Origin of the sequence: Desulfovermiculus halophilus DSM 18834, from assembly GCF_000620765.1 — a bacterium.
Lineage (GTDB): Bacteria > Desulfobacterota > Desulfovibrionia > Desulfovibrionales > Desulfothermaceae > Desulfovermiculus > Desulfovermiculus halophilus.
Genome location: NZ_JIAK01000015.1, coordinates 1 through 21,675, shown reverse-complemented (window position 1 = coordinate 21,675; position 21,675 = coordinate 1). Strand labels below are relative to the sequence as shown.

General features: G+C 60.5%; 22 protein-coding genes and 2 pseudogenes. 16 read left to right on the top strand and 8 right to left on the bottom strand.

Annotated features, from left to right (window positions below; translation table 11 throughout):
* Nucleotides 1-25: 25 nt before the first annotated feature.
* The 4 genes from N902_RS0108470 to queA all read right to left on the bottom strand — a co-directional run bounded on the left by N902_RS0108470 (nt 26) and on the right by queA (nt 3,372).
* The gene (locus N902_RS0108470) at nt 26-784 is read right to left on the bottom strand and encodes a thiamine pyrophosphate-dependent enzyme (protein WP_027370589.1); all 759 of its coding nucleotides are present in this window, start codon (nt 782-784) and stop codon (nt 26-28) included.
* Nucleotides 777-1,865 carry a 3-methyl-2-oxobutanoate dehydrogenase subunit VorB gene (locus N902_RS0108465; RefSeq protein WP_027370588.1) on the bottom strand — a complete coding sequence of 363 codons (1,089 nt, stop codon included), beginning with the start codon at nt 1,863-1,865 and terminating at the stop codon, nt 777-779. Before N902_RS0108465 ends, N902_RS0108470 begins: the two co-directional genes overlap by 8 nt.
* Nucleotides 1,855-2,094: a 4Fe-4S dicluster domain-containing protein gene (locus N902_RS0108460; RefSeq protein WP_027370587.1), complete on the bottom strand. Its 240-nt coding sequence runs from the start codon at nt 2,092-2,094 to the stop codon at nt 1,855-1,857. Before N902_RS0108460 ends, N902_RS0108465 begins: the two co-directional genes overlap by 11 nt.
* Nucleotides 2,095-2,265: 171 nt before the next feature.
* On the bottom strand, nt 2,266-3,372 hold the full coding sequence (queA, locus tag N902_RS0108455; RefSeq protein ID WP_027370586.1) for a tRNA preQ1(34) S-adenosylmethionine ribosyltransferase-isomerase QueA: 1,107 nt from the start codon (nt 3,370-3,372) through the stop codon (nt 2,266-2,268).
* A 111-nt stretch (nt 3,373-3,483) separates the two neighbouring features.
* Here queA and N902_RS0108450 point away from each other — a divergent pair, with 111 nt between their 5' ends.
* The 6 genes from N902_RS0108450 to N902_RS0108425 all read left to right on the top strand — a co-directional run bounded on the left by N902_RS0108450 (nt 3,484) and on the right by N902_RS0108425 (nt 8,054).
* Nucleotides 3,484-3,966 (top strand): hypothetical protein, encoded by a 483-nt coding sequence (locus N902_RS0108450; protein ID WP_027370585.1) that lies wholly within the window; start codon nt 3,484-3,486, stop codon nt 3,964-3,966.
* Nucleotides 3,963-5,189, top strand: a complete 1,227-nt coding sequence (coaBC, locus tag N902_RS0108445) for a bifunctional phosphopantothenoylcysteine decarboxylase/phosphopantothenate--cysteine ligase CoaBC (protein ID WP_051564449.1) — start codon at nt 3,963-3,965, stop codon at nt 5,187-5,189. The genes N902_RS0108450 and coaBC overlap by 4 nt, the downstream gene beginning before the upstream one ends.
* Nucleotides 5,165-5,785: a hypothetical protein gene (locus N902_RS17110; RefSeq protein ID WP_153304176.1), complete on the top strand. Its 621-nt coding sequence runs from the start codon at nt 5,165-5,167 to the stop codon at nt 5,783-5,785. The genes coaBC and N902_RS17110 overlap by 25 nt, the downstream gene beginning before the upstream one ends.
* Before the next feature lie 27 nt (nt 5,786-5,812).
* Nucleotides 5,813-6,820 (top strand): NAD-dependent epimerase, encoded by a 1,008-nt coding sequence (locus N902_RS0108435; RefSeq protein WP_027370583.1) that lies wholly within the window; start codon nt 5,813-5,815, stop codon nt 6,818-6,820.
* A 31-nt stretch (nt 6,821-6,851) separates the two neighbouring features.
* Nucleotides 6,852-7,145, top strand: a complete 294-nt coding sequence (locus tag N902_RS0108430; protein WP_027370582.1) for a GAK system XXXCH domain-containing protein — start codon at nt 6,852-6,854, stop codon at nt 7,143-7,145.
* A 129-nt stretch (nt 7,146-7,274) separates the two neighbouring features.
* Nucleotides 7,275-8,054 (top strand): ParA family protein, encoded by a 780-nt coding sequence (locus N902_RS0108425; protein WP_027370581.1) that lies wholly within the window; start codon nt 7,275-7,277, stop codon nt 8,052-8,054.
* 96 nt (nt 8,055-8,150) lie between these two features.
* On the opposite strand, the gene N902_RS0108420 is transcribed toward N902_RS0108425, so the two are convergent.
* Entirely contained in the window at nt 8,151-8,567 is a 417-nt protein-coding gene (locus N902_RS0108420; protein ID WP_027370580.1) for a hypothetical protein, read from the bottom strand.
* Nucleotides 8,568-8,690: 123 nt separating this feature from the next.
* On the opposite strand from N902_RS0108420, the gene N902_RS0108415 reads away from it, so the two are divergent.
* The 5 genes and pseudogenes from N902_RS0108415 to N902_RS20515 form a co-directional block, all read left to right on the top strand.
* Nucleotides 8,691-9,608: a ParB/RepB/Spo0J family partition protein gene (locus tag N902_RS0108415; protein ID WP_027370579.1), complete on the top strand. Its 918-nt coding sequence runs from the start codon at nt 8,691-8,693 to the stop codon at nt 9,606-9,608.
* Between the two features lie 89 nt (nt 9,609-9,697).
* Nucleotides 9,698-10,396, top strand: coding sequence for a cell division ATP-binding protein FtsE (locus tag N902_RS17105; RefSeq protein WP_034622337.1), 699 nt, complete (start codon nt 9,698-9,700; stop codon nt 10,394-10,396).
* On the top strand, nt 10,371-11,234 hold the full coding sequence (locus tag N902_RS17100) for a cell division protein FtsX (RefSeq protein WP_034622333.1): 864 nt from the start codon (nt 10,371-10,373) through the stop codon (nt 11,232-11,234). The genes N902_RS17105 and N902_RS17100 overlap by 26 nt, the downstream gene beginning before the upstream one ends.
* Nucleotides 11,235-11,287: 53 nt before the next feature.
* Nucleotides 11,288-12,970 carry a dihydroxy-acid dehydratase gene (gene ilvD, locus N902_RS0108400; RefSeq protein ID WP_027370578.1) on the top strand — a complete coding sequence of 561 codons (1,683 nt, stop codon included), beginning with the start codon at nt 11,288-11,290 and terminating at the stop codon, nt 12,968-12,970.
* Between the two features lie 257 nt (nt 12,971-13,227).
* Nucleotides 13,228-13,830, top strand: a pseudogene (locus N902_RS20515) (class I SAM-dependent methyltransferase); the annotation flags it as partial.
* A gap of 286 nt (nt 13,831-14,116) precedes the next feature.
* Here N902_RS20515 and N902_RS0108385 read toward each other — a convergent pair.
* Together N902_RS0108385 and N902_RS0108380 are read right to left on the bottom strand one after the other, a co-directional pair.
* A complete protein-coding gene (locus tag N902_RS0108385; protein ID WP_027370576.1) occupies nt 14,117-15,361 on the bottom strand; it encodes a molybdopterin molybdotransferase MoeA in 1,245 nt (414 codons plus the stop codon).
* Between the two features lie 2 nt (nt 15,362-15,363).
* Nucleotides 15,364-16,068, bottom strand: a complete 705-nt coding sequence (locus N902_RS0108380) for a molybdopterin-guanine dinucleotide biosynthesis protein MobB (RefSeq protein ID WP_027370575.1) — start codon at nt 16,066-16,068, stop codon at nt 15,364-15,366.
* Between the two features lie 188 nt (nt 16,069-16,256).
* Here N902_RS0108380 and hisS point away from each other — a divergent pair, with 188 nt between their 5' ends.
* Genes hisS through N902_RS17095 form a run of 5 tightly spaced genes read left to right on the top strand, consistent with a single transcriptional unit; the run spans nt 16,257 to nt 21,348 of the window.
* Nucleotides 16,257-17,510 carry a histidine--tRNA ligase gene (hisS, locus tag N902_RS0108375; RefSeq protein WP_027370574.1) on the top strand — a complete coding sequence of 418 codons (1,254 nt, stop codon included), beginning with the start codon at nt 16,257-16,259 and terminating at the stop codon, nt 17,508-17,510.
* Between the two features lie 30 nt (nt 17,511-17,540).
* On the top strand, nt 17,541-19,331 hold the full coding sequence (gene aspS / locus N902_RS0108370; RefSeq protein WP_027370573.1) for an aspartate--tRNA ligase: 1,791 nt from the start codon (nt 17,541-17,543) through the stop codon (nt 19,329-19,331).
* A gap of 7 nt (nt 19,332-19,338) precedes the next feature.
* Complete coding sequence (gene def, locus N902_RS0108365; protein WP_027370572.1) at nt 19,339-19,839, top strand: peptide deformylase; 501 nt, start codon at nt 19,339-19,341, stop codon at nt 19,837-19,839.
* Nucleotides 19,824-20,801: a methionyl-tRNA formyltransferase gene (gene fmt, locus N902_RS0108360; protein ID WP_027370571.1), complete on the top strand. Its 978-nt coding sequence runs from the start codon at nt 19,824-19,826 to the stop codon at nt 20,799-20,801. The genes def and fmt overlap by 16 nt, the downstream gene beginning before the upstream one ends.
* A gap of 34 nt (nt 20,802-20,835) precedes the next feature.
* Nucleotides 20,836-21,348 (top strand): DUF116 domain-containing protein, encoded by a 513-nt coding sequence (locus N902_RS17095; protein WP_051564447.1) that lies wholly within the window; start codon nt 20,836-20,838, stop codon nt 21,346-21,348.
* A 19-nt stretch (nt 21,349-21,367) separates the two neighbouring features.
* On the opposite strand, the pseudogene N902_RS19925 reads toward N902_RS17095, so the two are convergent.
* Nucleotides 21,368-21,675, bottom strand: a pseudogene (locus N902_RS19925) (hypothetical protein); the annotation flags it as partial.

Below are 21,675 nucleotides of genomic sequence, written 5' to 3'. Positions count from 1 at the left end.
GTCCTTTCACTCCTTGGCTGAAAATCTACTCCTGGGTGTGGTCCGGTTCCTTGTAGGTCCCCAGGGGAAAATAGGAGGTCAGTTCTTTGCTGATCCGCGCATTGGCTTGCAGGGGAGTCATATGCCAGTTGGTGGGGCAGGCGGACAGAAACTCGATAAAACCCAGCCCCCGGCCCTGGATCTGGACCTCACAGGCCTTGCGCAGGGCCTTCTTGGCCTTTTTCAAATGCGGAATGCTGTCCACAGCCACCCGGGCGGAAAATGCCGTCCCCTCCAAGGAAGCCAGCATCTCGGCCATTTTCAGGGGCGCTCCGTCCCGTTCCTGACATCGGCCCCCGGCGCAGGTGGTGGTCTTTTGCCCCACCATGGTCGTGGGAGCCATCTGTCCGCCGGTCATGCCGTAGACAGTGTTGTTCACAAAGACCACACTCACTTTCTCCCCCCGGTTGGCGGCATAGACGATCTCCGAAAGCCCGATTGCGGCCAGGTCCCCGTCACCTTGATAGGTAAACACAAAGTTGTCCGGCCTGGCCCGCTTGACCCCGGTGGCCACTGCCGCGGCCCGGCCATGCGGGGATTCAACTGCATCCACCCGCAGGTAGTTGTAGATAAACACCGAGCAGCCGACAGACCCGACACATATCGTGGAATCAACCAGACCCAGTTCGGTCAGGCATTCGCCGACCAGACGATGAATGATGCCGTGATGGCATCCGGGACAAAAATGCATGGGGGTGTCGACCATCACCTCCGGAGCGGAAAAAACCTGTTCTTCCTTATACATGCCGTGCCTCCTCCGGCTGATTCTCGGTATCCATCAGTCGACGGATGGGGTGTTCAAAATCTTCCGGGTTGGGCAAAACGCCCGGATATACGGTCAAAAGCTCGGAATCGGCGTGCCGCCGGATTGCCAGGCGCACATCGTCAACCATCTGCCCGGTATTGTGCTCCACAGTCACAAACCGCTTGCCCCGGGCGGCCAGACCGGCCAGATCCGGGGATGGAAACGGGTACAGGGTCACCGGACGAAAAAGCCCCACCCGGTACCCCTCAGCCCGCAGGGTCCGCACCGTGCTTTTGGCTATTCGGGCTATGGATCCGTAGGCCACAACTACCAGATCGGCATCCTCGGTCCATACATGCTCTCCCCTGGCCTCATCCTGCATGGTCCGGTATTTTTCAACCAAATGGGCATGGTGCCCGGCCAGGGCCCCTTCGGACAGATACAGGGATTTCAGCAGCCGCGGCTCCCGCCCCTTGGCTCCGCTCAAGGACCATTCCTCGGCTTCACCGGCCGGCCTCCCCCGGGTCTTCCAGGGATGTATGGGCTCCTTCATCTGGCCCAGAATGGCATCTCCAAGGATCATGATCGGATTGCGGTAGCGAAAGGCCAGATCAAAGGCTTCGATTGTCGCATCATAGGCCTCCTGGCAGGTGGATGGAGCCAGGACCAGCGTCCGATAGTCGCCGTGTCCGCCCCCGCGGGTGGCCTGATAGTAGTCCCCCTGGGACGGATCTATGCTGCCCAGTCCGGGTCCGCCCCGACAGATATTGACGATGACCGCCGGTAGATCGCTTCCGGCCATGTAGGAGATCGCCTCCTGCTTGAGGGAAATCCCCGGGCTGGATGAGGAGGTCATCGCTCTCTTGCCGCAGGCCGCGGCCCCAAGCAGCATATTGGAGGCGGCTATCTCGCTCTCGGCCTGGATGAACTCTCCCCCGGCCTCCACCAGGGCCGTGGATAAATATTCAGGTATATCGCTTTGGGGGGTGATGGGGTAGGCGAAGTAGCATTCGCATCCCGCGGCCATGGCCCCCATGGCAATCGCCTCGTTTCCCTTGACCAGTATCCGTTCACTCCTCATGTCCATCCCCGTTGTTTTGGGTCCGAAAGACCCGGATAACCATATCCGGACAGATCTGGGCACAAAACGCACACCCCTTGCACTGTTCCATTCCTCCAGGAATCATGTGCACAACCTTGTATCCCAGGGCATTCATCTCCTCGGACTGCTCCAGAATCCCAGCAGGGCAAACCGTCGTGCACAGCATGCATCCCTTGCATCGTTCCTCGCGTATTTCCACTCTGGACATATCCTCTCCACTCCACATTCATAACCAATAACCCGCAAAATTGGACCAAACTTAGGTAGAGACCAGTTTCGGCATATTTTGTCAATAGGAACGGGTGAAACCATCCGCCCCCATCCCGCCGGATCCCTCAACGTTTCTATGGAGCCGCCGGTTCTTGCGATCTGATGTCCCCTATTTGATGAACATGGCGTCTCCATAGGAAAAGAATCTGTACCCGCTGGCCACCGCCTGTTCATAGGCGTCCAGGACCTGCTGTCTTCCCGCAAATGCGGCAACCATCAATATAAGCGAGGACCGGGGAAGATGAAAGTTTGTGAGCAAATGATCAACCACCCCAAACGATGCCCCGGGATACAGGTACAGATCCGTCCAGCCGCAGAAAGCCCGGATCTCGCCGAAACGGGCATACGCGCTCTCCAGGGCCCGGACGCTGGTGGTCCCCACGGCCACGATGGGCCGCCCTGCAGCTGATGCCTGCTGCAAGGTCCGCGCAGACTGCTCCGAAATCTGCATCAGCTCGGCATGCATCCGGTGGGTGCGGATGTCTCTGACCCGGATTGGAGTAAATGTCCCGTAGCCGACGTACAGGATGAGGTCCACAAAGGTATGTCCCTGGGCCTGCAGATTCCGGATGTGTCCCCGGGTAAAATGCAGCCCGGCCGTTGGAGCGGCCACAGAGCCCAGCCCCTCGGCCCGGGCGTAGACGGTCTGGTACCGGTCTCTGTCCTCCGGTCCCTCCGGCCGCCGAATGTACGGGGGCAAAGGAAGGCTCCCGCAACTGGCCAGGATGGCGGCTAAATCTCCTTTCCATTCCAAGAGCACCGTACTCCGGCCGAAGTCATGGACCGCCTCCACCTGCAGCTTTATCTCTCCGGGCAGGTCCACCCGGCTCCCTGGGCGCAACCCCTTCGCCGGGCGGAGCAGACCTTCCACCCTGGCCCGGTAGTTCCCGTCCTTGATCCTGGAGCATTCAACAGCCGGAAGCGGGGTCAGGAGCAAAAACTCAACCTTACCCTGGGTTGTCCTCTTGCGTCCATGCAGTCTGGCCGGTATAACCTTACTCACATTGGTGACAATAACGCTTCTTGGGGGCAAGAAATCCCCCAGGCGTGAGAACTGTTCGTGCCGAATACTCCCCGAGGTCCGGTCCAGAATCAACAGCCGTGACCCCTGCCGGTCTTCGCACGGGGCCTGCGCAATCTGTTCGGAAGGCAGGTCAAAGGCATAGCTTTCCAGATCGTAATCCACAGGCAGATGGTCAGTTTTGTCCCTTGTCATATGCGTATCGGTATGATTGAATTTCCCAGTCTCAAACCCGGAGCAGCGGGAAGTGGAGTGTGGCTGAAAACCGGGCCGCATGCAACGTCTACTCCTGAATGGAGGTCTCCCATGCACAGATACGTTTACTGGACTGCAATTGTTTTGGCCTGCCTCGGTGCATTCGGCTGCAGCGCACTGTCCTCCTCCCAATCATCGCCCCAGGGCGCCACCCTGTCCGGCAATGCCACTCTGGAGACCCCGGCCCCGGCCTATGAGTTTACGGATGTCCGCATCCCGGGAGAGATGAAGCTGCAGAGCGATGATTCCTTCATCATGCAGACGCCTCAGGTCAAGGCCGGTGCACTGGTCTACACCGGATGGGTGGATCCCACCTCCCTGTCCTCCTTTTATCTCCGGGAGATGCCGGAGGCCGGCTGGTCACCCTTGAGCTACTTCAAGTACGGTCATCATCTCATGGTCTTTGAAAAGCCGGAAAAAGTCTGCGTCATCCGCATTCACAAAGGCCACTTCTCCACCCGGTTGGAGATCTGGGTCAGCCCGGCCGTCAACCAGGACGGCTCCGAGTTTTCAGAACGGGTTTTGTCTCAATGATCCCAGACCACTACTATTTGTCCACCGTCGCAGGGGCCCGGCTCCATCTGGGCATCTGCGGCAGCATCGCCGCGTACAAGGCCCTGGATCTCTGCCGGGCCTTTCAGAAGTTCGGACTCCGAGTGGGTGCGACCCTGACCCGGGCCGGGGCTGAATTCATCACTCCGCTGTCCTTGACCGCCCTGGGGGTGCAGCCGGTCTATACCCGGCTGTTCGCCCCCGGCGACGACGTCTACGCCCACCTGGAGCCAGGGCAGGAGAGCCGGGCCTTTCTTGTGGCTCCGGCCAGCGCCAACACCCTGGGCAAACTGGCCTCCGGCCTGGCGGATACCATGCTTTCCTGTCAGCTGCTGGCTGCCCCCTGTCCCATTGTCCTTGCCCCGGCCATGAACCCCAACCTGTGGGAGGCCGAGGCAACGCAGGAGAATGTTCACCGCCTGGAGCAAAGGGACTCCGTCCATCTTATCCCCCCGGACCGGGGGCTGGTGGCCTGCGGAGACCAGGGAGCCGGACGCCTGGCCAGCGGCCCCGAGATATTCTGGAAAACCCTGCAGAGCATGACCGGATCCGACCTCCAGGGCCGCAGGGTGCTGATCACTTTTGGCCCGACCCGGGAGTTCTGGGATCCGGTCCGCTATTGGTCCAACCCGTCCTCCGGGAAAATGGGCGCTGCAATGGCCTTGACCGCATGGCTGCGGGGAGCGGATGTACACTGTGTCTGCGGCCCGAACAGCCAATGGCTGCCCCAGGGGATCGTTCGGACCGAGGTTACCACCGCCCGGGAGATGTTTGAGGCCTGCATGGATATCTGGCCCCGGGCCGACATCGGATGCCTCACCGCCGCTGTCTGTGATTTTCGGCCGGCAGCGTGCTCGGACCAGAAGATCAAAAAAAGCGCCCACCAGAAGGACGGACTGAGCATACCCTTTGCGCCCAACCCGGACATTCTGCGGACCTTGGGAGAGCACAAGCGGGAGGGCCAGACACTGATCGGCTTTGCCGCCGAATCAGAAGCCGACCATGATCACTTGGTCCAGGACAAGATACAGACCAAGCACCTGAACTGCATTGTGGCCAACCGGATCACCCAATCCGGAACAGGTTTCAATGCCGCCCAGAACTCGGTCACTGTCCACTTTCCCGACCAGCAAAAGACCCCCCTGCCCACAATGAGCAAAGCCGACGTGGCCTGGAAGATATGGGACTTGATCTGCGCGAAGTAAACATGCCGAGTGCGTCGTTGATCCTGTATCAGGCAGGGATCCGGCATCTCTTGCCCCCAGACGACGGCTTGGCACCTGCTGCTGATCAGCAGGCCCAGGAGATGCCGGATCCGGAAAGGCAGGAGCAGCACGAAGCTGTCGAGCAGGGCTACCCCGCTCCCTGGTCCACGGTGTGGAGCACGCTCTCCCCTCCGTACACCATGGTCTGGACCTACTGGCAGCTCTCCGAGGACCTCGGTCCCTCGCCGGATCAGCAGCGAAGGACACTGTTTAAGACCATCCTGAACAGTCTGGGCTGGCCCAAAGGGAGTGTCGCGTTTTGGCCTTTGACCAGCTATACCCCGCCAGACCATACGCCGAGGCTGGATATATTCTGGTCCGGGGTGTCGGCCGTCCAGGCCCAGATGATTGTTGTCTTCGGCGCCCAGGCCTTTAGGACCATATTTCCGGAACGTACATCGCGGTTTGGGTTTACAAGTACCCCCGAGGGATTGCAGATTGTGCATGTCCCAGGACCACAGGACATGCTCCCGGACAACCGGGAGATGAAAAACCTGACCTGGAGCATGTTATGCCCTTTGGGCCCCAGCCGGTAATCGCCGCGTTTTTCATCAGGAGTTAGCATGCACATTTTAGTCACTGGTGCCGCCGGGTTCATAGGCTACCATCTGGCCCGCCGCTTGCTGGAAGACGGGCACAGTGTGGTCGGCCTGGACAATCTCACCCCCTACTATTCGGTTCAGCTCAAAAAAAACCGCCTGGCCCAGCTGAACAATTACTCTGATTTTACATTCGCCTGCAGCTCTCTGGAAGACCGCAATGAGCTGGATGCCCTGTTCACGGCCCATACTTTCGACTGTGTAGTCAACCTTGCGGCCCAGGCCGGAGTCCGCTACAGCCTGACAAATCCGCAAGCCTACATCGATACGAACCTGGTCGGTTTCGGCAATATCCTGGAATGTTGCCGCCACGCCGGGGTCAATCACCTGCTTTTTGCTTCCTCCAGCTCCGTATACGGCTTGAACACCAGCATGCCGTTCAGCGTCCACGACAACGTCGACCACCCTATCAGCCTGTACGCGGCCAGCAAAAAGGCCAACGAGCTCATGGCCCATACCTACAGCTACCTGTACGGACTTCCGTGTACCGGCCTGCGGTTCTTTACGGTCTACGGCCCGTGGGGGCGGCCGGATATGGCCCTGTTTCTGTTCACCGAAGCCATCCTTGCCGGCCGCCCCATCCAGGTATTCAATCACGGCGAGATGGAACGGGACTTTACCTACATCGACGATATTGTCGAGGGCGTGGTCCGGGTCCTGCATCGACCGCCTGAACCCAATCCGGACTGGAGCGGCCAGACCCCGGACCCTTCCTCCAGTCTGGCCCCCTACCGCCTCTACAATATCGGCAACAACAACAGTGTGCAGCTCATGGACTTCATCCATGCCCTGGAGGAATGCCTGGGCCGGACCGCCCGCAAGGAATATCTGCCCCTGCAGCCTGGGGATGTGCCCAAGACCTATGCCGATGTCCAGGACCTGATCCAGGATGTCGGCTTTCAGCCCAACACCCCGATCCAAAAAGGGATTGAGGAGTTTGTTTCCTGGTACCGTTGGTACTACAACCAGTAACTCAGGCCACAATTGTTGCGGAGGAACAAGGATGCGCCTCGCTCAGATCAAAAACGACCTGGAAGCAGTCTTTAACAAGATCAAGAAAACATCGGCAGAAGGTGACCTGCCGCAAGAAGAAGACGTCAAGCAGTTTGTCCGGCTCTGCAGCCATATGCAGACCTATGCCCATGAAGACTGGGCCTTTGAGGCCGACGACTTCCTTCACCTGGCCCAGGAGCTGCTGCAAAGCGTCCGGCAGGAGGAGGTTCAGGACACCATCCCCTTGATTGATTCCCTGGAAGAAGCTAAGACCTATTGTCATCGAACGTTTCGAACTTCATAGTCTCCCAGCCGGGCTCCCCGCCGGGCACAACCATGGCTTGTTGCGCCGGCTGCCGCAAGGAGCTCCCAGGATTTTGTTGTTGCGGTTGTGCCCTGCCTGCCGGGGCGGACTGCTAGGGATGGAGGTTGTATGCACCCAGTCATCGCCATCGCCAATCAAAAGGGCGGAGTGGGCAAGACCACAACGGCCATTAATCTCGCCGCCTCCCTGGCGGCGATGGAGAAAAAAGTCCTCCTGGTGGATTGCGATCCCCAGGCCAACGCAACCAGCGGGCTGAACATCCAGCCCGATCAGGAGCAGGGGACAGTCTACAACGCCCTGTTTCACCCGGAAAAGACCGGGGAGATGATCTCCCCCACCAGCCTGCCCTATTTGTTCGTTCTCCCTTCCATCCAGGATTTGGTGGCCGCTGAACTGGAGCTGGTGGACAAAATCGGGCGGGAATACTACCTCAGGGACAGTCTGGGCCATGTGCTCGGCGACTTCGACTATGTCTTCCTGGACTGCCCCCCGTCTCTGGGCCTGATCACGGTCAACGCCCTGTGCGCAGCCACCCATCTGCTCATCCCCCTGCAGTGCGAATACTACGCCCTGGAAGGCATTGCCCATCTCATGCGCACCTACGAGCTGGTCAAGAACCGCCTGAATACTCCACTGCGTCTTCTGGGAGTGGTCCTGACCATGTTCGACCGCCGCAACAAGCTTTCCCACCAGGTGGAACAGGAGGTCAGGTCCTACTTTCAAGACAAGGTCTTCTCCAGCATCATCCCCCGCAATGTCCGCTTGTCCGAGGCTCCGAGCCACGGCCTGCCGGCCCTGTGCTACGACTACAAATCCAGCGGTTCCCGGGCCTACCTGCAGCTGGGGCAAGAGCTGCTGGAAGATCAGACCTCGTTCGCCGCGGCCTGAGTCCTTCACCCGCCCCGGTCCAGGCATGGGGAACCCAGGCCAGGGGGGTCAAGGCCCTGGGCCCAATGCGAAAGCAACGACCGGGAGACATCCGGCCTAGCTCCCTTCCCGTCTGGGAGTTGTCTCCGTGGTCACCCCGTCCTTGAAGTGCCGTTTGCTGATCCGGGCCTTGCAGGACAGACATTCAAAGACCACCAGCCCCCCCAAGCTGGCGGCCTTCAGCCTGAACCTGCGGGGCTCATCCTCCTGCCAGTTCAAGGTGCTGGCCCCGCACTGACCGCAGCTGACCTGCATATCCACCGGATACTTGAAGTCCCAGTTGGCGACTAGGAGCTCCCAGTCCTGCATGGGTTCCGCCTGGGGCTTCGGCCCATAGAGCCGCTCCTGGGCTGCCTGCAGGCCGGGAAGGACCTCGGCTTCCGCCTCGGCCCACAGCTCAGCCGGGATATAGACCCCGACAGACTCTCCGGTCGCCGAATACAGAGTCTGGACACTGATGAGTGGATCTGCCATGTTTTCTTTCTCCTCTGTTTCATGTACATAGAAAGGCAGATCAAGGCCCGGGGTTCCCGGACCTGATCCGCACACTGCCCTGGGACCTTGTCCCAATCCATCTTCAACCAAGGAGCAACGCCCATGGCCGGGACAGGCAGAGGTTTGGGCAAGGGTCTGGATGCACTTTTTAATCCATCCCAGCCCCAGGAGCAAGATGCCTCCAGCCAGGGGATCCAAGAACTCGAAGCCAACCGGATAGACCCCAATCCGGAACAGCCCCGACAGTCAATCAGCCAGGACAGCCTCGACGAGTTGGCCCAGTCAATCGCCGAGCAGGGCCTGCTTCAGCCCCTGCTGGTCCGGCCCCATCCGGCCCAGGAAGGGCGATACCAGATCATAGCCGGAGAACGGCGGTGGCGGGCCTGCCAGCTGGCCGGGCTTCAGCTCGTACCGGCCCTTATCCGGGATCTCTCGGACAGCCAGACCCTGGTTTTCGGCCTGGTGGAAAACCTGCAGCGCCAGGACCTCAACCCGGTTGAAGAGGCCCGGGCCCTGGCCCGACTCCTCAGGGAACTCGACGTCTCCCAGGACGAGCTGGCCCGGCGGATAGGACGCAGCCGTTCAGCCGTGGCCAACAGCCTGCGCCTGCTCCATCTCCAGCCCGCTATCCTGTCCGCCCTGGCCGAGGGACGAATCAGCTCCGGGCAGGCCAGGACGCTGCTGGCCGTTCCGGACCAAGAGGCCAGGATGCATCTTTTCGAGGCCTGTATCGATAAACAGCTCACAGTCCGTCAGTTGGAGCATGCCGTGAACTCCTGGAAGGCCACCGGTTGTTTCCCTCCACCTGTCGGCTCAAAACCCGGGCCGCGTCAGGATCAAAGCGGATTCTCCCCGACCAGGACAGCCTTGCAGCAGGCCTTGACCCAGAGGCTTGAAGCCGGGGTCCAGGTCAAGGGGGAAAGGAGCAAGGGCCGAATCACCCTGGCCTATAGCTCAGAGGACGAATTGCGGGACCTGGTGCGCAAGCTCGGTGTGGATCCGGACACATGTTTCACGTGAAACCGAGGCCGATCCGGGAAAAGCCGCGCGCCACCATTGGCCAGCGTGCTCCCGGAGTTCTGCACAGCACATCTGCAAAGTAGCCAGGCATGCACAGCACACCGACAATCCGCCTCAAACATCTGTCCCACTCTTTTGTGTCTTCCTGGGCCCTGAAAAACATCTCCCTGGACGTCACTTCCGGGGAGTTCGTCTTTTTAACCGGTCCGTCCGGCGCAGGAAAGACCACTCTGCTCTGCCTGCTGCACGGCGCCCTGCCCCTGCAAAGAGGCATGGCCAGCATAGCCGGGCATGATCTCGGATCATTAACCAGCAGCCGGCTGCATTTGCTGCGCAGGGAGGTGACGGTTGTATTTCAGGACTTCAAAGTTCTGCCCCAGCGCAGTGTTCGGGAAAACATTGCCCTTCCCCTGGTCGTTCGGGGTTTCCCCTCCGCGCAGATCCACAAGCGGGTCAATGCGGTTCTGCGCGGCCTGAGCCTGGACGGCAAGGGACACACCCCCTGCGGTCGTCTTTCCGGGGGGGAACAGCAGCGGGTCGCCATCGCCAGATCAATTGTGGTCAACCCCAAGGTCATCCTGGCCGACGAGCCCACCGGGAACCTGGATCCAGAGTTATCCCTCCGCCTTTTGGACATCTTCGGGCGGTTTAACGCGCACGGGACCACCGTCCTTCTGGCCACCCACGACCAGAATTTGATCCGGGCCATGCCCCAGGCCAGGGTGGTGCACCTCGTTGACGGCCAGCTGCAAGGAGAAGGCCATGTTCCTCCGAATGCTGGGCTCTGAGCTGATCAGCTGGAAATATATTCGCACTGAGCAATTCATTGCTCTTTTCGGGGTCAGCCTTATTGTGTTTCTGGCCCTCACCGCCTATGTGGGGTCAAAATGTATCCACTCCCTGGCGGCCTCCTCCACGGCCGACATCCAGATGCAGGTCTTCTGGTCTGCGGATGCGAACCAGGACCAGGTAAACCAGGCCTGGGAAAGCATCGAAGAGATGCAGGCGGTGCTCGGGATCACAACCTATACTCCGGACCAGGCCTTGGCCGAAATGACCTCCAGCATCGGCCCGGACCTGAACCTGTCCTGGGTGGAGGACAACCCCCTGCCCCCAACTGCCGTCCTCCAGGTCGGCCTTGGCTCAGCCCAAACCGCGCAGGCACTCGCGAAAGAAATTCGCGGCCTTTCAGGCGTGGATGCGGTGCATACCAGCCCTCTGGAAGTCACCACCGCCGCCGCCTGGCAGCAGATAACCTCAACCGTCCTCTGGCCCTTGATCACTGTATTGCTCCTGACCCAGGCCGTGCTCCTGGCCAATACCGTTCGGCTGACCATTGCCAAGGTCCAGGCCGACATCCAGGTCCTACGTCTGGTAGGGGCCACCCGGATTGCCTGTCAGGCCCCCATTCTGGCTCGAATGCTGGGCCTTACCCTGGCCGGGACAACTCTTGCCCTGGGCGGGGCCGCAATCATCCACTGGCAGATCAGCTCCGTGCTGTCCGCACCCCCCTTCCATCATCCCTGCCCCTTTGTTTCCTGGCCGGAACTGGCGGGGATGTATGCAGGCGTGTGCGCGGTCTCCGCCCTGAGCTGCATCTTTGCCATCCGCACCAATGGAATGTAGACCCAAGAACTGGCATACTGTTTGCTTAAAACGAGTTCACAGGAGATTGGCTCATGCGTAGTCAGAAAATGACCTCCGGCCTGGAAAAGAGTCCTCATCGATCCCTCCTGCACGCCCTGGGCCTGACCCGGGACGAGGTTCAGCGCCCCCTGATCGGGATCGTTAATGCCGCCAGCGAGGTGGTCCCGGGGCACATCCACCTGGACCGCATAGCCCAGGCTGCCAAGGACGGGGTGAGAATGGCCGGCGGTGTGCCGCTGGAGTTTCCGGCCATAGGCGTCTGCGACGGCCTGGCCATGAACCATGAAGGAATGCGGATGAGCCTTCCCAGCCGGGAGGTCATCGCCGACTCCATTGAGCTTATGGCCACAGCCCACCCTTTCGACGCCCTGATCTGCATTCCCAACTGCGACAAGATCGTTCCCGCAATGCTTATGGCCATGCTCCGCTTGAACATACCTGCCGTATGCGTCAGCGGCGGCCCTATGCTGGCCGGGTCCCACCAGGGACAAAGCATTGACCTGATCAGCGTCTTTGAGGCTGTGGGCAAGGTGCGTCACGGGGACATGTCCCCCGAGGACCTCGCTGGTCTGGAAGAAAACGCCTGTCCTGGTTGCGGGAGCTGTTCCGGAATGTTCACCGCCAACTCCATGAACTGCCTTTCCGAGGCCATCGGCCTGGCGTTGCCCGGCAACGGAACCGTCCCCGCAGTCCATGCGTCCAGGATCAGGCTGGCCAAGGAATCCGGGATGCAGGTCATGCACCTTTTGGAACAGGGTATACGGCCCAGAGACATCGTTACCCAGGACAGCGTGCATAACGCAATTGCAGTGGACATGGCCCTTGGCGGCTCCACGAACACCGTCCTCCATCTTCCGGCTATTTTTTCCGAGGCCGGGCTCAATGTGACCTTGGACATCTTTGACCGCATCTCCCAGGCCACACCCAACCTCTGCCGTCTGTCCCCGGCCGGCCCCCACCATATTCAGGACCTGCATCAGGCCGGAGGAATCCCTGGAGTCATGGCCGAATTGGCGGGCAACGGACTGCTCAAAGGCCATTGCCTTACGGCCACCGGGCATACAGTCCACGAGAACCTGGACCATCTGAAAGCGGCAAACCAAAATCCCGAGGTCATCCGGCCTGTGGATTCCCCGCATCACCCCCAGGGTGGGATTGCCATCTTGTATGGAAACCTGGCTCCGGACGGCTGTGTGGTCAAGCAGTCGGCCGTGGCCAGGGAAATGCTGGTCCGGGAGGGAGAAGCCGTGGTATTTGACAGTGAGGAAGAGGCCACAGAGGCCATCTTAAACGCTGAGATCAGGCCGGGACATATCGTTGTCATCCGCTATGAAGGACCCAAGGGCGGCCCGGGAATGCGGGAAATGCTCACTCCAACCTCGGCCATTGCCGGCATGGGGCTGGACCGGGAGGTGGCCCTGATAACCGACGGCCGGTTCAGCGGAGGCACCCGGGGGGCAGCCATCGGGCATATCTCCCCGGAAGCAGCCAATGGCGGACTGATCGGACTGATCAGAAATCAGGATCGGATCAAGGTCGATATCCCCAACCGCTCTCTTGAACTGCTCGTCGACGAGCAGGAGCTGGAGTCCAGGCGAGAATCATTTGCCCCCAAATCCAAGCCTGTGTCCTCCGCTTTCTTGCGCCGCTATGCCCAGCATGCCACCTCGGCTGCCCACGGCGCGGTCTTTTGCGATCCGGAGCAGTCCATATAAGAGTTTGCCGTCTCTTCTGTGTGCCTTGAGGGTAAGGCCGCACATTTTCCTGGTCCCGCCACCCGGCACTCACATACGGGTCACTGCTTTCTGTTTGAGTGAGCGTATCATACACGTGAGTGCCGGGTGGCGGGAATGAGAAAATACCGGGCCGAAAGTGGGCACTCAGAAGAGAGGGCAAACTCCAAAAATCCACAGGCTACGTCCAAGAACCGTATTTCTGCTTATGCGTTGGATGCCGCAGCAAGTGGTGGAACATGTCTCCCCTTCAGCATGTATTCGTTCGGGAGACTACCCCGCCTTCAGCTCGGAGCGCGGCCCCAAACCTTATCCTCAACGGTCTGAATATGCAGCACCACGATACCCCGTCCAAACGCTTGACTGACTGGGAGCATACCCCCCAGGGGCAATTCGCCCTCAAGCAGGAGCAGTCACTTCTGCTCCATACGGCCTCGCATTGGCGGCGGCGACAACGGAGAATGCTGTATGTCGAATGCGGCACCGGTCATTTCCTGGAGACCTTCTGGGCGGCCGGCTTCGACATAACGGCCACTGTCTCCTCGCCGGCGGACCTGCACAAGACCCGGACCAGGATAGGCCGCCGGGCCGAGCTGCACCTCACCCATCCCGACGATCTTCCCTTCGAGGACAACTCCTATGACTATGTCCTCCTGATCACCACCTTGGACTATTGTCCCCGGCCGAACCAGATCCTGGCCGAGGCCTCCCGGGTGTGCGCCAAGGAGATGCTGATCAGCTTTCTGAACAAGCACTCCCTGTACCTACTCTCCCTGGCCAGGTCCAAAAACACCCGCGCCCCGCGTCCGACAAACTGGTGGTCGTGGCCCTCCATGCGGCTGTGCGTCTACCACAACCTCGGCCCCCGAAGAGTGCGCTCCAAGGCCGGGATTCTGCCCGGCCCATACCACACCTGGCATGCACGAGCAGCCTGCAAGGCTGTGAACAGTCTGCTCTGTCCCAATATCTTCGGCGCCTACTGCACCATGCTCCTGGACATGACCGGGGAACGGGTCCGCACCCCCTTGCCGGCCTGGGTCCAGCCCCGGACCGATGCGGCGGCCCCCAGCCCCAATCAAATCCAGGCCGCCTCCCCTCCGGCGGATCGGATTTTCATCCGCCCCCGGATCACAAAAGCAGCACCTCACACTCTTCTCCAGCCCTCACTCCTTCGCAGGATGCCGGGATGGGCAGCAAACCGTCGGCCCGGAGCAGGCTGCGGAGCAGACCGGACTTGGCCAGCACCGGTTCAGCCAAAAGCCGCTCATGATCGGACCGAAGCAGCCTGACCCGTACATAGTCCTCCCGGCCCTGCTGGGAGGGAATGTTGCGTCCGGCCCGGGCCCTCAGCCTGGCCTGCGCTTTTTGCTCCAGGGCACCGCTCACCCCGCTTAAATGGGCCAGAAAAGGAAGCCCCAAGACGTACATGACCACCTGGGCCGAGGTGACCTGCCCGGGAAGGCCGATGATGGGCACTCTGCCGGCTGCGGCCAATATCGTCGGCTTGCCCGGACTCATGGCCACTCCGTGGACCAGGACTCTTCCCTGGTCCAGGCCGGAAATGACCTCAATGCTCAAGTCCCTCGCCCCGAGTGAGCTCCCTCCGGACAACAGGACGCAGTCCGCCTTTTGAACTGCTGCGCTCACCCCTTGGTGCAGGTCATCGAGCCTGTCGGGGATGATCCCCATTGGTTCCGGGATGCATCCGGCTTTCACGCACCAGGCGGCAAGGGTGGACGAGTTCACATCCCGTATCTTGCCCGCAGGAGGGGTTTCCTGGACAGGCACCAGCTCGTCTCCGGTGGACAGGATGGCCACCCGCGGCCGGCGACGGACCGTTGTCCGGAGTATCCCCAGAGCGGAGAGGACGCCAAGCTCCTGGGGCCGAAGCCTGGTTCCGTCCGGAACAACCGTCTGGTTCCATTGACAGTCCTCGCCCTGCAGCATCACATTTTCGCCGGGGCTCACAGCTCGGAATATCTCGACTTCATCCTCGGCTATCTCCCTGACATGCTCCCACATAACCACAGCGTCCGCACCTGGAGGGAGGCTGCCCCCGGTCAGGACCTGAGCGCATTCTCTGGGCCCAAGGGTCCATTGGGGAGCCTCATCCACGGCCATCCTGGCTTTTAGCTCCAGGTACACCGGGGTCCCCTCCCCGGCCCCGAAGCTGTCCCCGGCCCGCAGAGCGAACCCGTCCATGCTGGATCGATTAAAGCCCGGTATATCCTCGCCGGCGAGAATATCACCGGCCGCAACCCTGTCCAGGGCCTGATCGGAGCTTATGTCCTCTGTATCCGCGACCGGTTCGAAAGAGGCCAGTATGTCCCGGCATTCGGCAACGCTTTTGACCTCGAAAAATCCCTTGTTCATCCTCACGTCTCCAGGCTGATGTCTATGGTTCCAGGGGCATATCCCTTGAGCTGCTCCAGCATCCCCCGGATGCTTCCGGAAACGATCCCGGCTGCAAAGGGATTCAGGCCCAAAGGCTGGCCGTTTATCCGAATGCTCATGGATCCCTGCAGGGCACGGCAGTCATCGATTGATGCGGTCCCGGACACGATTTCCCCGGCCAGATGGGCACAACTCTCCCGGCCGCATGCTCCGCAATTCAAACCTGGAAGAAGAAACCCCCGGGCAAGGACATACTCACCGAGTTCCTGGATATGGTCCATAACCGGAAGCTGGGCATCAATCTGCCGCTTCCAGCTGGCCAAGGCCAGATCCTGGTCCAGCTGTCGATCTTCGTGATCCTCGGCTTTGGGAAGCAGGATACGGGGCAGGACCTTGAGCTCTCTGCCACCTTCAATGATCAGCACATCGCTTTGCAGCAGGGGCACAAGATCCAGCAGGTAGCGCTGTCCGGACCAGAGGACCATGCTCTGGTCCGGGCTCACCCCGGCAACTGCCTGGGCCTGTTCACTCAAGCGCTGCGTATCCGTATCCCGGAGGTCAAACCCATGGCTGGAGTGCTTGGCGTACCCCACCCGCAGATCAAGGGACCGGAAGTATGAGCACAGCTCAAGGGCCAATGTGGTCTTTCCCGACTTCGAGTTCCCAATCAGGGAGATTGCTTTCATAGCCTCTGCTCCTTCCTTTGGCTCAGACCAGGACCCGGCTCTGGAGCCCTACCCATGTCTTTTGGTGGCAGCCGACAGATTTTGACAACATCTCCGGTTTGGTCTAAGGAAGTCTTTTTACTTTGTCTACATGTGCCTCCCGACTGGAGGCGGTCCTCCATCCCGTTTTCAATCCAAGATTTTCCGCTATGCACCAGATCTCGAAGATCAAAGGGTTCAATGACCTTTGGTGGCCGGAGTCGGCCAAATACACCTTCATGGAAGCAACGGCCGGTACGGTGTTTTCCCGCTACGGATATCGCGAAATCCGGGTCCCGGTTTTGGAAAAGACCGAGCTTTTTGCCCGCAGCATAGGTGAAGACACCGATATCGTGCAAAAAGAGATGTTCACCTTTGCTGACCGCAAAGACCGGCTGCTCACCCTGCGGCCGGAGGCCACCGCCGGAGTGGCCCGGGCCTACCTGGATGACACCACCCGTCCCCAGGGACAGATATGCAAGGTCTACACCTGCGGTCCCATGTTCCGCTACGAAAGGCCGCAAAAGGGGCGTCAACGCCAGTTCCACCAGGTCAACGCCGAGCTCTTCGGCTCCGCCTCCCCCTGTGCGGACGCAGAGCTGATCGCAATGCTCTGGCGCTACCTGCATGAACTCGGCCTGGTCCACCTGGATCTTCATCTGAATTCCCTGGGCTGCCCCCAGTGCCGGCCTGAGTTCTCCCGCCGGCTGCAGGAATACCTGGCCGAACAGGCCCTGGATGCGCTGTGCCCGGACTGCCGGCGCAGAAAAGAGACCAACCCCCTGCGGGTACTGGACTGCAAGGTGCCGGGATGTCAAAAGATCGCCGAAAATGCCCCGAACATCCTGGACCATCTCTGTTCCGAGTGCCGGGATCATTTTTCCTCGGTCCAGAACATCCTTCAGGCCTGCTCCATCCCCTATGTGCTCAATCACCGCCTGGTCCGGGGGCTGGACTACTACCAGCGGACAACCTTCGAGGTCATGTCCCGGGATATCGGGGCCCAATCCTCAGTTGCCGGCGGAGGACGATACGACGGGCTCCTGGAGCAGCTCGGAGGGCCACCCTGTCCGGGCATTGGGTTTGCCTGCGGGATGGAACGCCTGGCCATGCTCCTGGATCCTCCTCCTGCGCCCCCGCCGGACTTCTATCTGGCCGTTCTGGATCCGGCAGCCCTGGATCAGGGCCAGATACTCGCCCTTGGGCTTCGGGAACAGGGCCTGCGCGGCGAGGTCAGCTTTGAAGCCAAGGGGCCGAAGCCCCAGCTCCGTCTGGCCAACAAGCAGGGGGCCGCGTATTGTATTCTTCTGGGCCGGGAGGAACTGGAAAGCCAGACCGTGGTGGTCAAAGACATGCACAGCGGAGAACAGCGCACCCTGCCCCAGTCCGGACTGTCCGAAGCCTTGGGCAGAAGCATACCTTAACCCGTCAACTGTTTACAATGAGACCAGTTTATGCCTGAACGCACATCTTCTGAACTCCTTTCCGACCTTGCCGGCTGGCAGAGGACTCATCACTGCAGCCAGCTCAACTCCGCTGATATTGACCGCCGAGTATGCCTTATGGGCTGGGTGCAGTACAGGCGGGACCACGGTGGTCTCATCTTCATCGATCTCCGGGACCGGCAGGGGTTGACCCAGGTCGTGTTTTCGCCGGAAATAAATGCTCAGGCCCATGCCGAAGCCCACGTCCTGCGCACGGAATACGTACTGGCAGTTCACGGCCTGGTCCGGATGCGGCCCGAGGGTATGCACAACCCCAGCCTGCCCACTGGGGAGATCGAGGTCGTGGTCCAGGACTGGAAGCTGCTGAACACCTCCCGGACCCCGCCCTTCCTCCTTGAGGACCGGGTGGATGTCTCCGAGAACCTACGGCTCAAATACCGCTACCTGGACCTGCGCCGGAGTCAGCTCTCGGCCAATATGATCCTCAGGCACAAGGCGGCCCAGAGCGTTCGTTCCTATCTCAACAGCCTGGATTTCCTGGAGGTGGAGACCCCGGTCTTGACCAGAAGCACTCCGGAAGGGGCCCGGGACTTCCTGGTTCCCAGCCGTTTGAACCAGGGAGAGTTCTTTGCCCTTCCCCAGAGCCCGCAGCTGTTTAAACAGCTGCTCATGATGGGCGGCCTGGACCGGTATTACCAGATCGTCCGCTGCTTTCGGGACGAAGATCTCCGGGCCGACCGACAGCCCGAGTTCACCCAGATCGACATGGAAATGTCCTTTGTGGATGAAGAACAAGTCATGGATATAGCCGAGGGCATGATGTCCGCCCTGTTCGCCGACACATTGGGCCATGCCCTGGATCACCCCTTTCCCCGCATGAGCTACGACCAGGCCATTCGTGACTACGGCCTGGACCGTCCGGACATCCGCTTCGACCTCCGCCTGCAGGATGTGACCCAGGTCGTCCGCGACTCACAGTTTCGGCTCTTTGCCCAGGCAGAGCTGGTCAAGGCTTTACGGGTTCCTGGCGGGGACCAGCTGACCCGGAAAGAGATCGACGACCTGACCGAGTTTGTGAAGATCTACGGGGCCCAGGGACTGGCCTGGATCAAGATCAAGGACGGCGAATGGCAGTCCCCGATAGCCAAGTTTCTAAGCCCTGAAGAGCAAAGCGGCCTGCAGGAAGCCCTGGGCCTGATTCCGGGAGACATCGTCTTCTTTCAGGCCGGAGCCCCGGGAATGGTCAACGCCGCCCTTGGGCACCTCCGGCTGCGGCTCGGGGAGCGCTTCGGCCTCATCCCGTCCAACGCCTTCTCCCCGGTATGGATAACCGACTTTCCGCTGATGGAGTGGAATGCCGAGGACAAGCGCTGGGAGGCCTGCCACCATCCCTTTACCTCCCCCCGGGAGGAGGACATCCACCTTTTGTCCTCCCACCCGGAGCAGGCCCGGGCCAGATCCTACGATCTGGTCATCAACGGCAGCGAGGTGGGCGGCGGGTCCATCCGGATCCACCGCCACGAAGTGCAGATGGCCATGCTTCAGGCCCTGGGCATCAAGGCCCAGGAGGCGGAAGCCAAGTTCGGGTTTCTCCTCGAGGCCCTGACCTACGGCGCCCCGCCCCATGGAGGCATTGCCTTCGGCTTGGACCGGCTGATTATGCTCTTGGGGGACACCTCGTCCATTCGGGACGTCATTGCCTTTCCCAAGACCCAGAAAGGCACCTGCCTGCTGACCTCAGCCCCGGCACCGGTCTCCAACGCCCAGCTTCAGGAGTTGGGCCTCCGCCTGCGGAAGTGAGGTGGCTATGATTTTGGACATCACGACCTACCCTCATCCCGTCCTCCTCCAGCAGGCAGCGCCTGTTGAGGAGATTGACGATGAAATCCGGACCCTGGCCCACAACATGGTCCAGACCATGTACGAGAAACAGGGCATCGGCCTGGCCGCACCCCAGGTCGCCCACAGCTGCCGCCTGATTACCGTTGATATCTCCGGGCCGGAATCACAATCCGATCTGAAAGTGCTGGTCAACCCTGAGATTGAAGAGCGGGAGGGAGAGACGGAATGCGAGGAGGGCTGCCTCAGCCTGCCTGAATTCAAGACCAAAACCAAGCGGGCCTCCCGCATCGTGATTTCCGGTCTGGATCTGGACGGCGCTTTGCAGCGCATCGAGGCCGAGGGCCTTTTGGCCATCTGCCTCCAACATGAGGTGGATCACCTCCACGGGACCCTGCTTCTGGATCATGCCGGACGGCTCAAGCGGAACATGTACGAAAAGAAAGTCCGCAAATGGCAGCGCAGCTGAACATCGTCTTCATGGGAACGCCTGAGTTTGCAGCCGTTGTTCTCAGGCACCTTGCCGCCCACGAGTTGACCTCGATTCAGGCGGTCTACACCCAACCGGACCGCCCCAGGGGCAGGGGGCGTAAAACCGTCCCCCCTCCGGTCAAGGTTGTGGCCGGGGAAGCAGGCCTTCAAGTCAGGCAGCCGGAAACGCTGCGCGATCCGGAGGTTGAAGCCGGACTCCGCCGGCTCCAGCCCGACCTCTTGGTGGTCGCAGCCTACGGACTGATCCTCCCCAAGGCCATTCTGGATATCCCCAGGCTCGGAGCCCTCAACGTCCATGCCTCCTTGCTCCCCAAGTATCGCGGAGCAGCCCCTATTCAACGGGCCCTGGCCGCCGGCGAGGGGGTTACAGGAATCAGCATTATGCGCATGGAGCCGGGCCTGGACTGCGGCCCTGTTCTCTTGCAGCGGCCACTGGCCATCGCCCCGGAGGACACAGCCGCGGACCTGCACGATAAGCTGGCCGATCTGGGCGGGAAGGCCCTGATACAGGCCCTGGACCGCCTTGCAGCCGGGGACATCGTCAGTGTGCCCCAGGACGAAGCCCAGGCCACCTACGCCCCCAAGCTGCGCAAAGACGAAGGCCGCATTGACTGGAATCAGCCGGCCCGCAGGGTGCACGACCACATCCGGGCCATGCACCCCTGGCCCGGAGCCTTCACCTCTCTGGACCGGGGCCCGGGAGGGAAGAGCCTGAAGGTCCACATCTCACCCGGACACATCCGAGAAGAGCCGGAAACAGCCCTTCCTCCGGGGAGCGTTGTCCTCGGGCCGGAGGACACCCTGCTCATTGCCTGCGCCGATCGCTTGTATCAGGTCGTGAGCATCAAGCCGGAATCCAGCCGTCCAATGCCTGCATCCGCCTTTGTCTGCGGCTATCTGTCCTCGCGTTCTGAGCCAGGCCGGGCCAGATTCCGGTAGGCTCCAGGCTGGTTGGGCAATACAGGCAAGAACTATGACTGGACTCCCGTTTCGTCGTCATACGCCATTCCAGGACGCCCTCGCGGACGGATTTGAATCCAAGAAACGTCTGTTTATCGGGCTCTTGTCCGGAACCAGCCTCCTGCTTCTGGGTGCGATGGTCCTGGCCTGGGTCATTCCCTACATCGGCCTGCAGGCCATCCATCCCCTTGCCCCCTGGCTGCTGGGAGGCATACTTGCCCTCAGCGCCGGGCTCGTTGTGTGGTCCACCTCCGCTCTGATCCTGAATATCCTCTGCAAGCGCCCACTGCTCTTCTCCCGCAAGATCCGGGGGATCACCGTCAAGTGCTTTCTGCCCCTGATGACCCAGGTGGGCAAGATCATCGGGATTTCCCAGGAAAAGGTCCGGGCCTCCTTTATCAGAGTGAACAATGACATGGTCATCTCCGAAGGGCGATGCTATTCCCCGGAAGAGATCCTTCTGCTTATGCCCCATTGCCTGCAGAACAGCCGCTGCAAGTACCGTTTGACTCAACTTTCGGCGTAACTTTATTGCATTCAACAAGCTAAGATCTTTGACATAATTCCTTATTTAGGCCGAAAAAGTCGATTGCTGTCCCGAATATGGCGGAAATTAGGGCCTGGTAGATTTCCTCTACAAAGTCACCTGCTGCCTGTAGCTTGGCTATGGCTAGCTCGAGAATGCGCTGCAAGGCCATCATAAAGCTGAGGTCTTTCATTTCCTCGCAACAGGCCCGAAACAAGGCCCCGAATGTCCGGGGATCATCTTGACGACGCTGCTCCAAGGCCAAGAACATGTAGCGGACCATGACAATGGAAGTATGGGCGATCTGGCTATCGAAGTCCCTGGTCT

What these genes read in the sequence shown, in the direction of transcription:
- N902_RS0108470 (WP_027370589.1), bottom strand. Translation starts at nt 784, where the DNA reads ATGTATAAGGAAGAACAGGTTTTTTCCGCTCCGGAGGTGATGGTCGAC.
- N902_RS0108465 (WP_027370588.1), bottom strand. Translation starts at nt 1,865, where the DNA reads ATGAGGAGTGAACGGATACTGGTCAAGGGAAACGAGGCGATTGCCATG.
- N902_RS0108460 (WP_027370587.1), bottom strand. Translation starts at nt 2,094, where the DNA reads ATGTCCAGAGTGGAAATACGCGAGGAACGATGCAAGGGATGCATGCTG.
- queA (WP_027370586.1), bottom strand. Translation starts at nt 3,372, where the DNA reads ATGACAAGGGACAAAACTGACCATCTGCCTGTGGATTACGATCTGGAA.
- N902_RS0108450 (WP_027370585.1), top strand. Translation starts at nt 3,484, where the DNA reads ATGCACAGATACGTTTACTGGACTGCAATTGTTTTGGCCTGCCTCGGT.
- coaBC (WP_051564449.1), top strand. Translation starts at nt 3,963, where the DNA reads ATGATCCCAGACCACTACTATTTGTCCACCGTCGCAGGGGCCCGGCTC.
- N902_RS17110 (WP_153304176.1), top strand. Translation starts at nt 5,165, where the DNA reads ATGGGACTTGATCTGCGCGAAGTAAACATGCCGAGTGCGTCGTTGATC.
- N902_RS0108435 (WP_027370583.1), top strand. Translation starts at nt 5,813, where the DNA reads ATGCACATTTTAGTCACTGGTGCCGCCGGGTTCATAGGCTACCATCTG.
- N902_RS0108430 (WP_027370582.1), top strand. Translation starts at nt 6,852, where the DNA reads ATGCGCCTCGCTCAGATCAAAAACGACCTGGAAGCAGTCTTTAACAAG.
- N902_RS0108425 (WP_027370581.1), top strand. Translation starts at nt 7,275, where the DNA reads ATGCACCCAGTCATCGCCATCGCCAATCAAAAGGGCGGAGTGGGCAAG.
- N902_RS0108420 (WP_027370580.1), bottom strand. Translation starts at nt 8,567, where the DNA reads ATGGCAGATCCACTCATCAGTGTCCAGACTCTGTATTCGGCGACCGGA.
- N902_RS0108415 (WP_027370579.1), top strand. Translation starts at nt 8,691, where the DNA reads ATGGCCGGGACAGGCAGAGGTTTGGGCAAGGGTCTGGATGCACTTTTT.
- N902_RS17105 (WP_034622337.1), top strand. Translation starts at nt 9,698, where the DNA reads ATGCACAGCACACCGACAATCCGCCTCAAACATCTGTCCCACTCTTTT.
- N902_RS17100 (WP_034622333.1), top strand. Translation starts at nt 10,371, where the DNA reads ATGTTCCTCCGAATGCTGGGCTCTGAGCTGATCAGCTGGAAATATATT.
- ilvD (WP_027370578.1), top strand. Translation starts at nt 11,288, where the DNA reads ATGCGTAGTCAGAAAATGACCTCCGGCCTGGAAAAGAGTCCTCATCGA.
- N902_RS0108385 (WP_027370576.1), bottom strand. Translation starts at nt 15,361, where the DNA reads ATGAACAAGGGATTTTTCGAGGTCAAAAGCGTTGCCGAATGCCGGGAC.
- N902_RS0108380 (WP_027370575.1), bottom strand. Translation starts at nt 16,068, where the DNA reads ATGAAAGCAATCTCCCTGATTGGGAACTCGAAGTCGGGAAAGACCACA.
- hisS (WP_027370574.1), top strand. Translation starts at nt 16,257, where the DNA reads ATGCACCAGATCTCGAAGATCAAAGGGTTCAATGACCTTTGGTGGCCG.
- aspS (WP_027370573.1), top strand. Translation starts at nt 17,541, where the DNA reads ATGCCTGAACGCACATCTTCTGAACTCCTTTCCGACCTTGCCGGCTGG.
- def (WP_027370572.1), top strand. Translation starts at nt 19,339, where the DNA reads ATGATTTTGGACATCACGACCTACCCTCATCCCGTCCTCCTCCAGCAG.
- fmt (WP_027370571.1), top strand. Translation starts at nt 19,824, where the DNA reads ATGGCAGCGCAGCTGAACATCGTCTTCATGGGAACGCCTGAGTTTGCA.
- N902_RS17095 (WP_051564447.1), top strand. Translation starts at nt 20,836, where the DNA reads ATGACTGGACTCCCGTTTCGTCGTCATACGCCATTCCAGGACGCCCTC.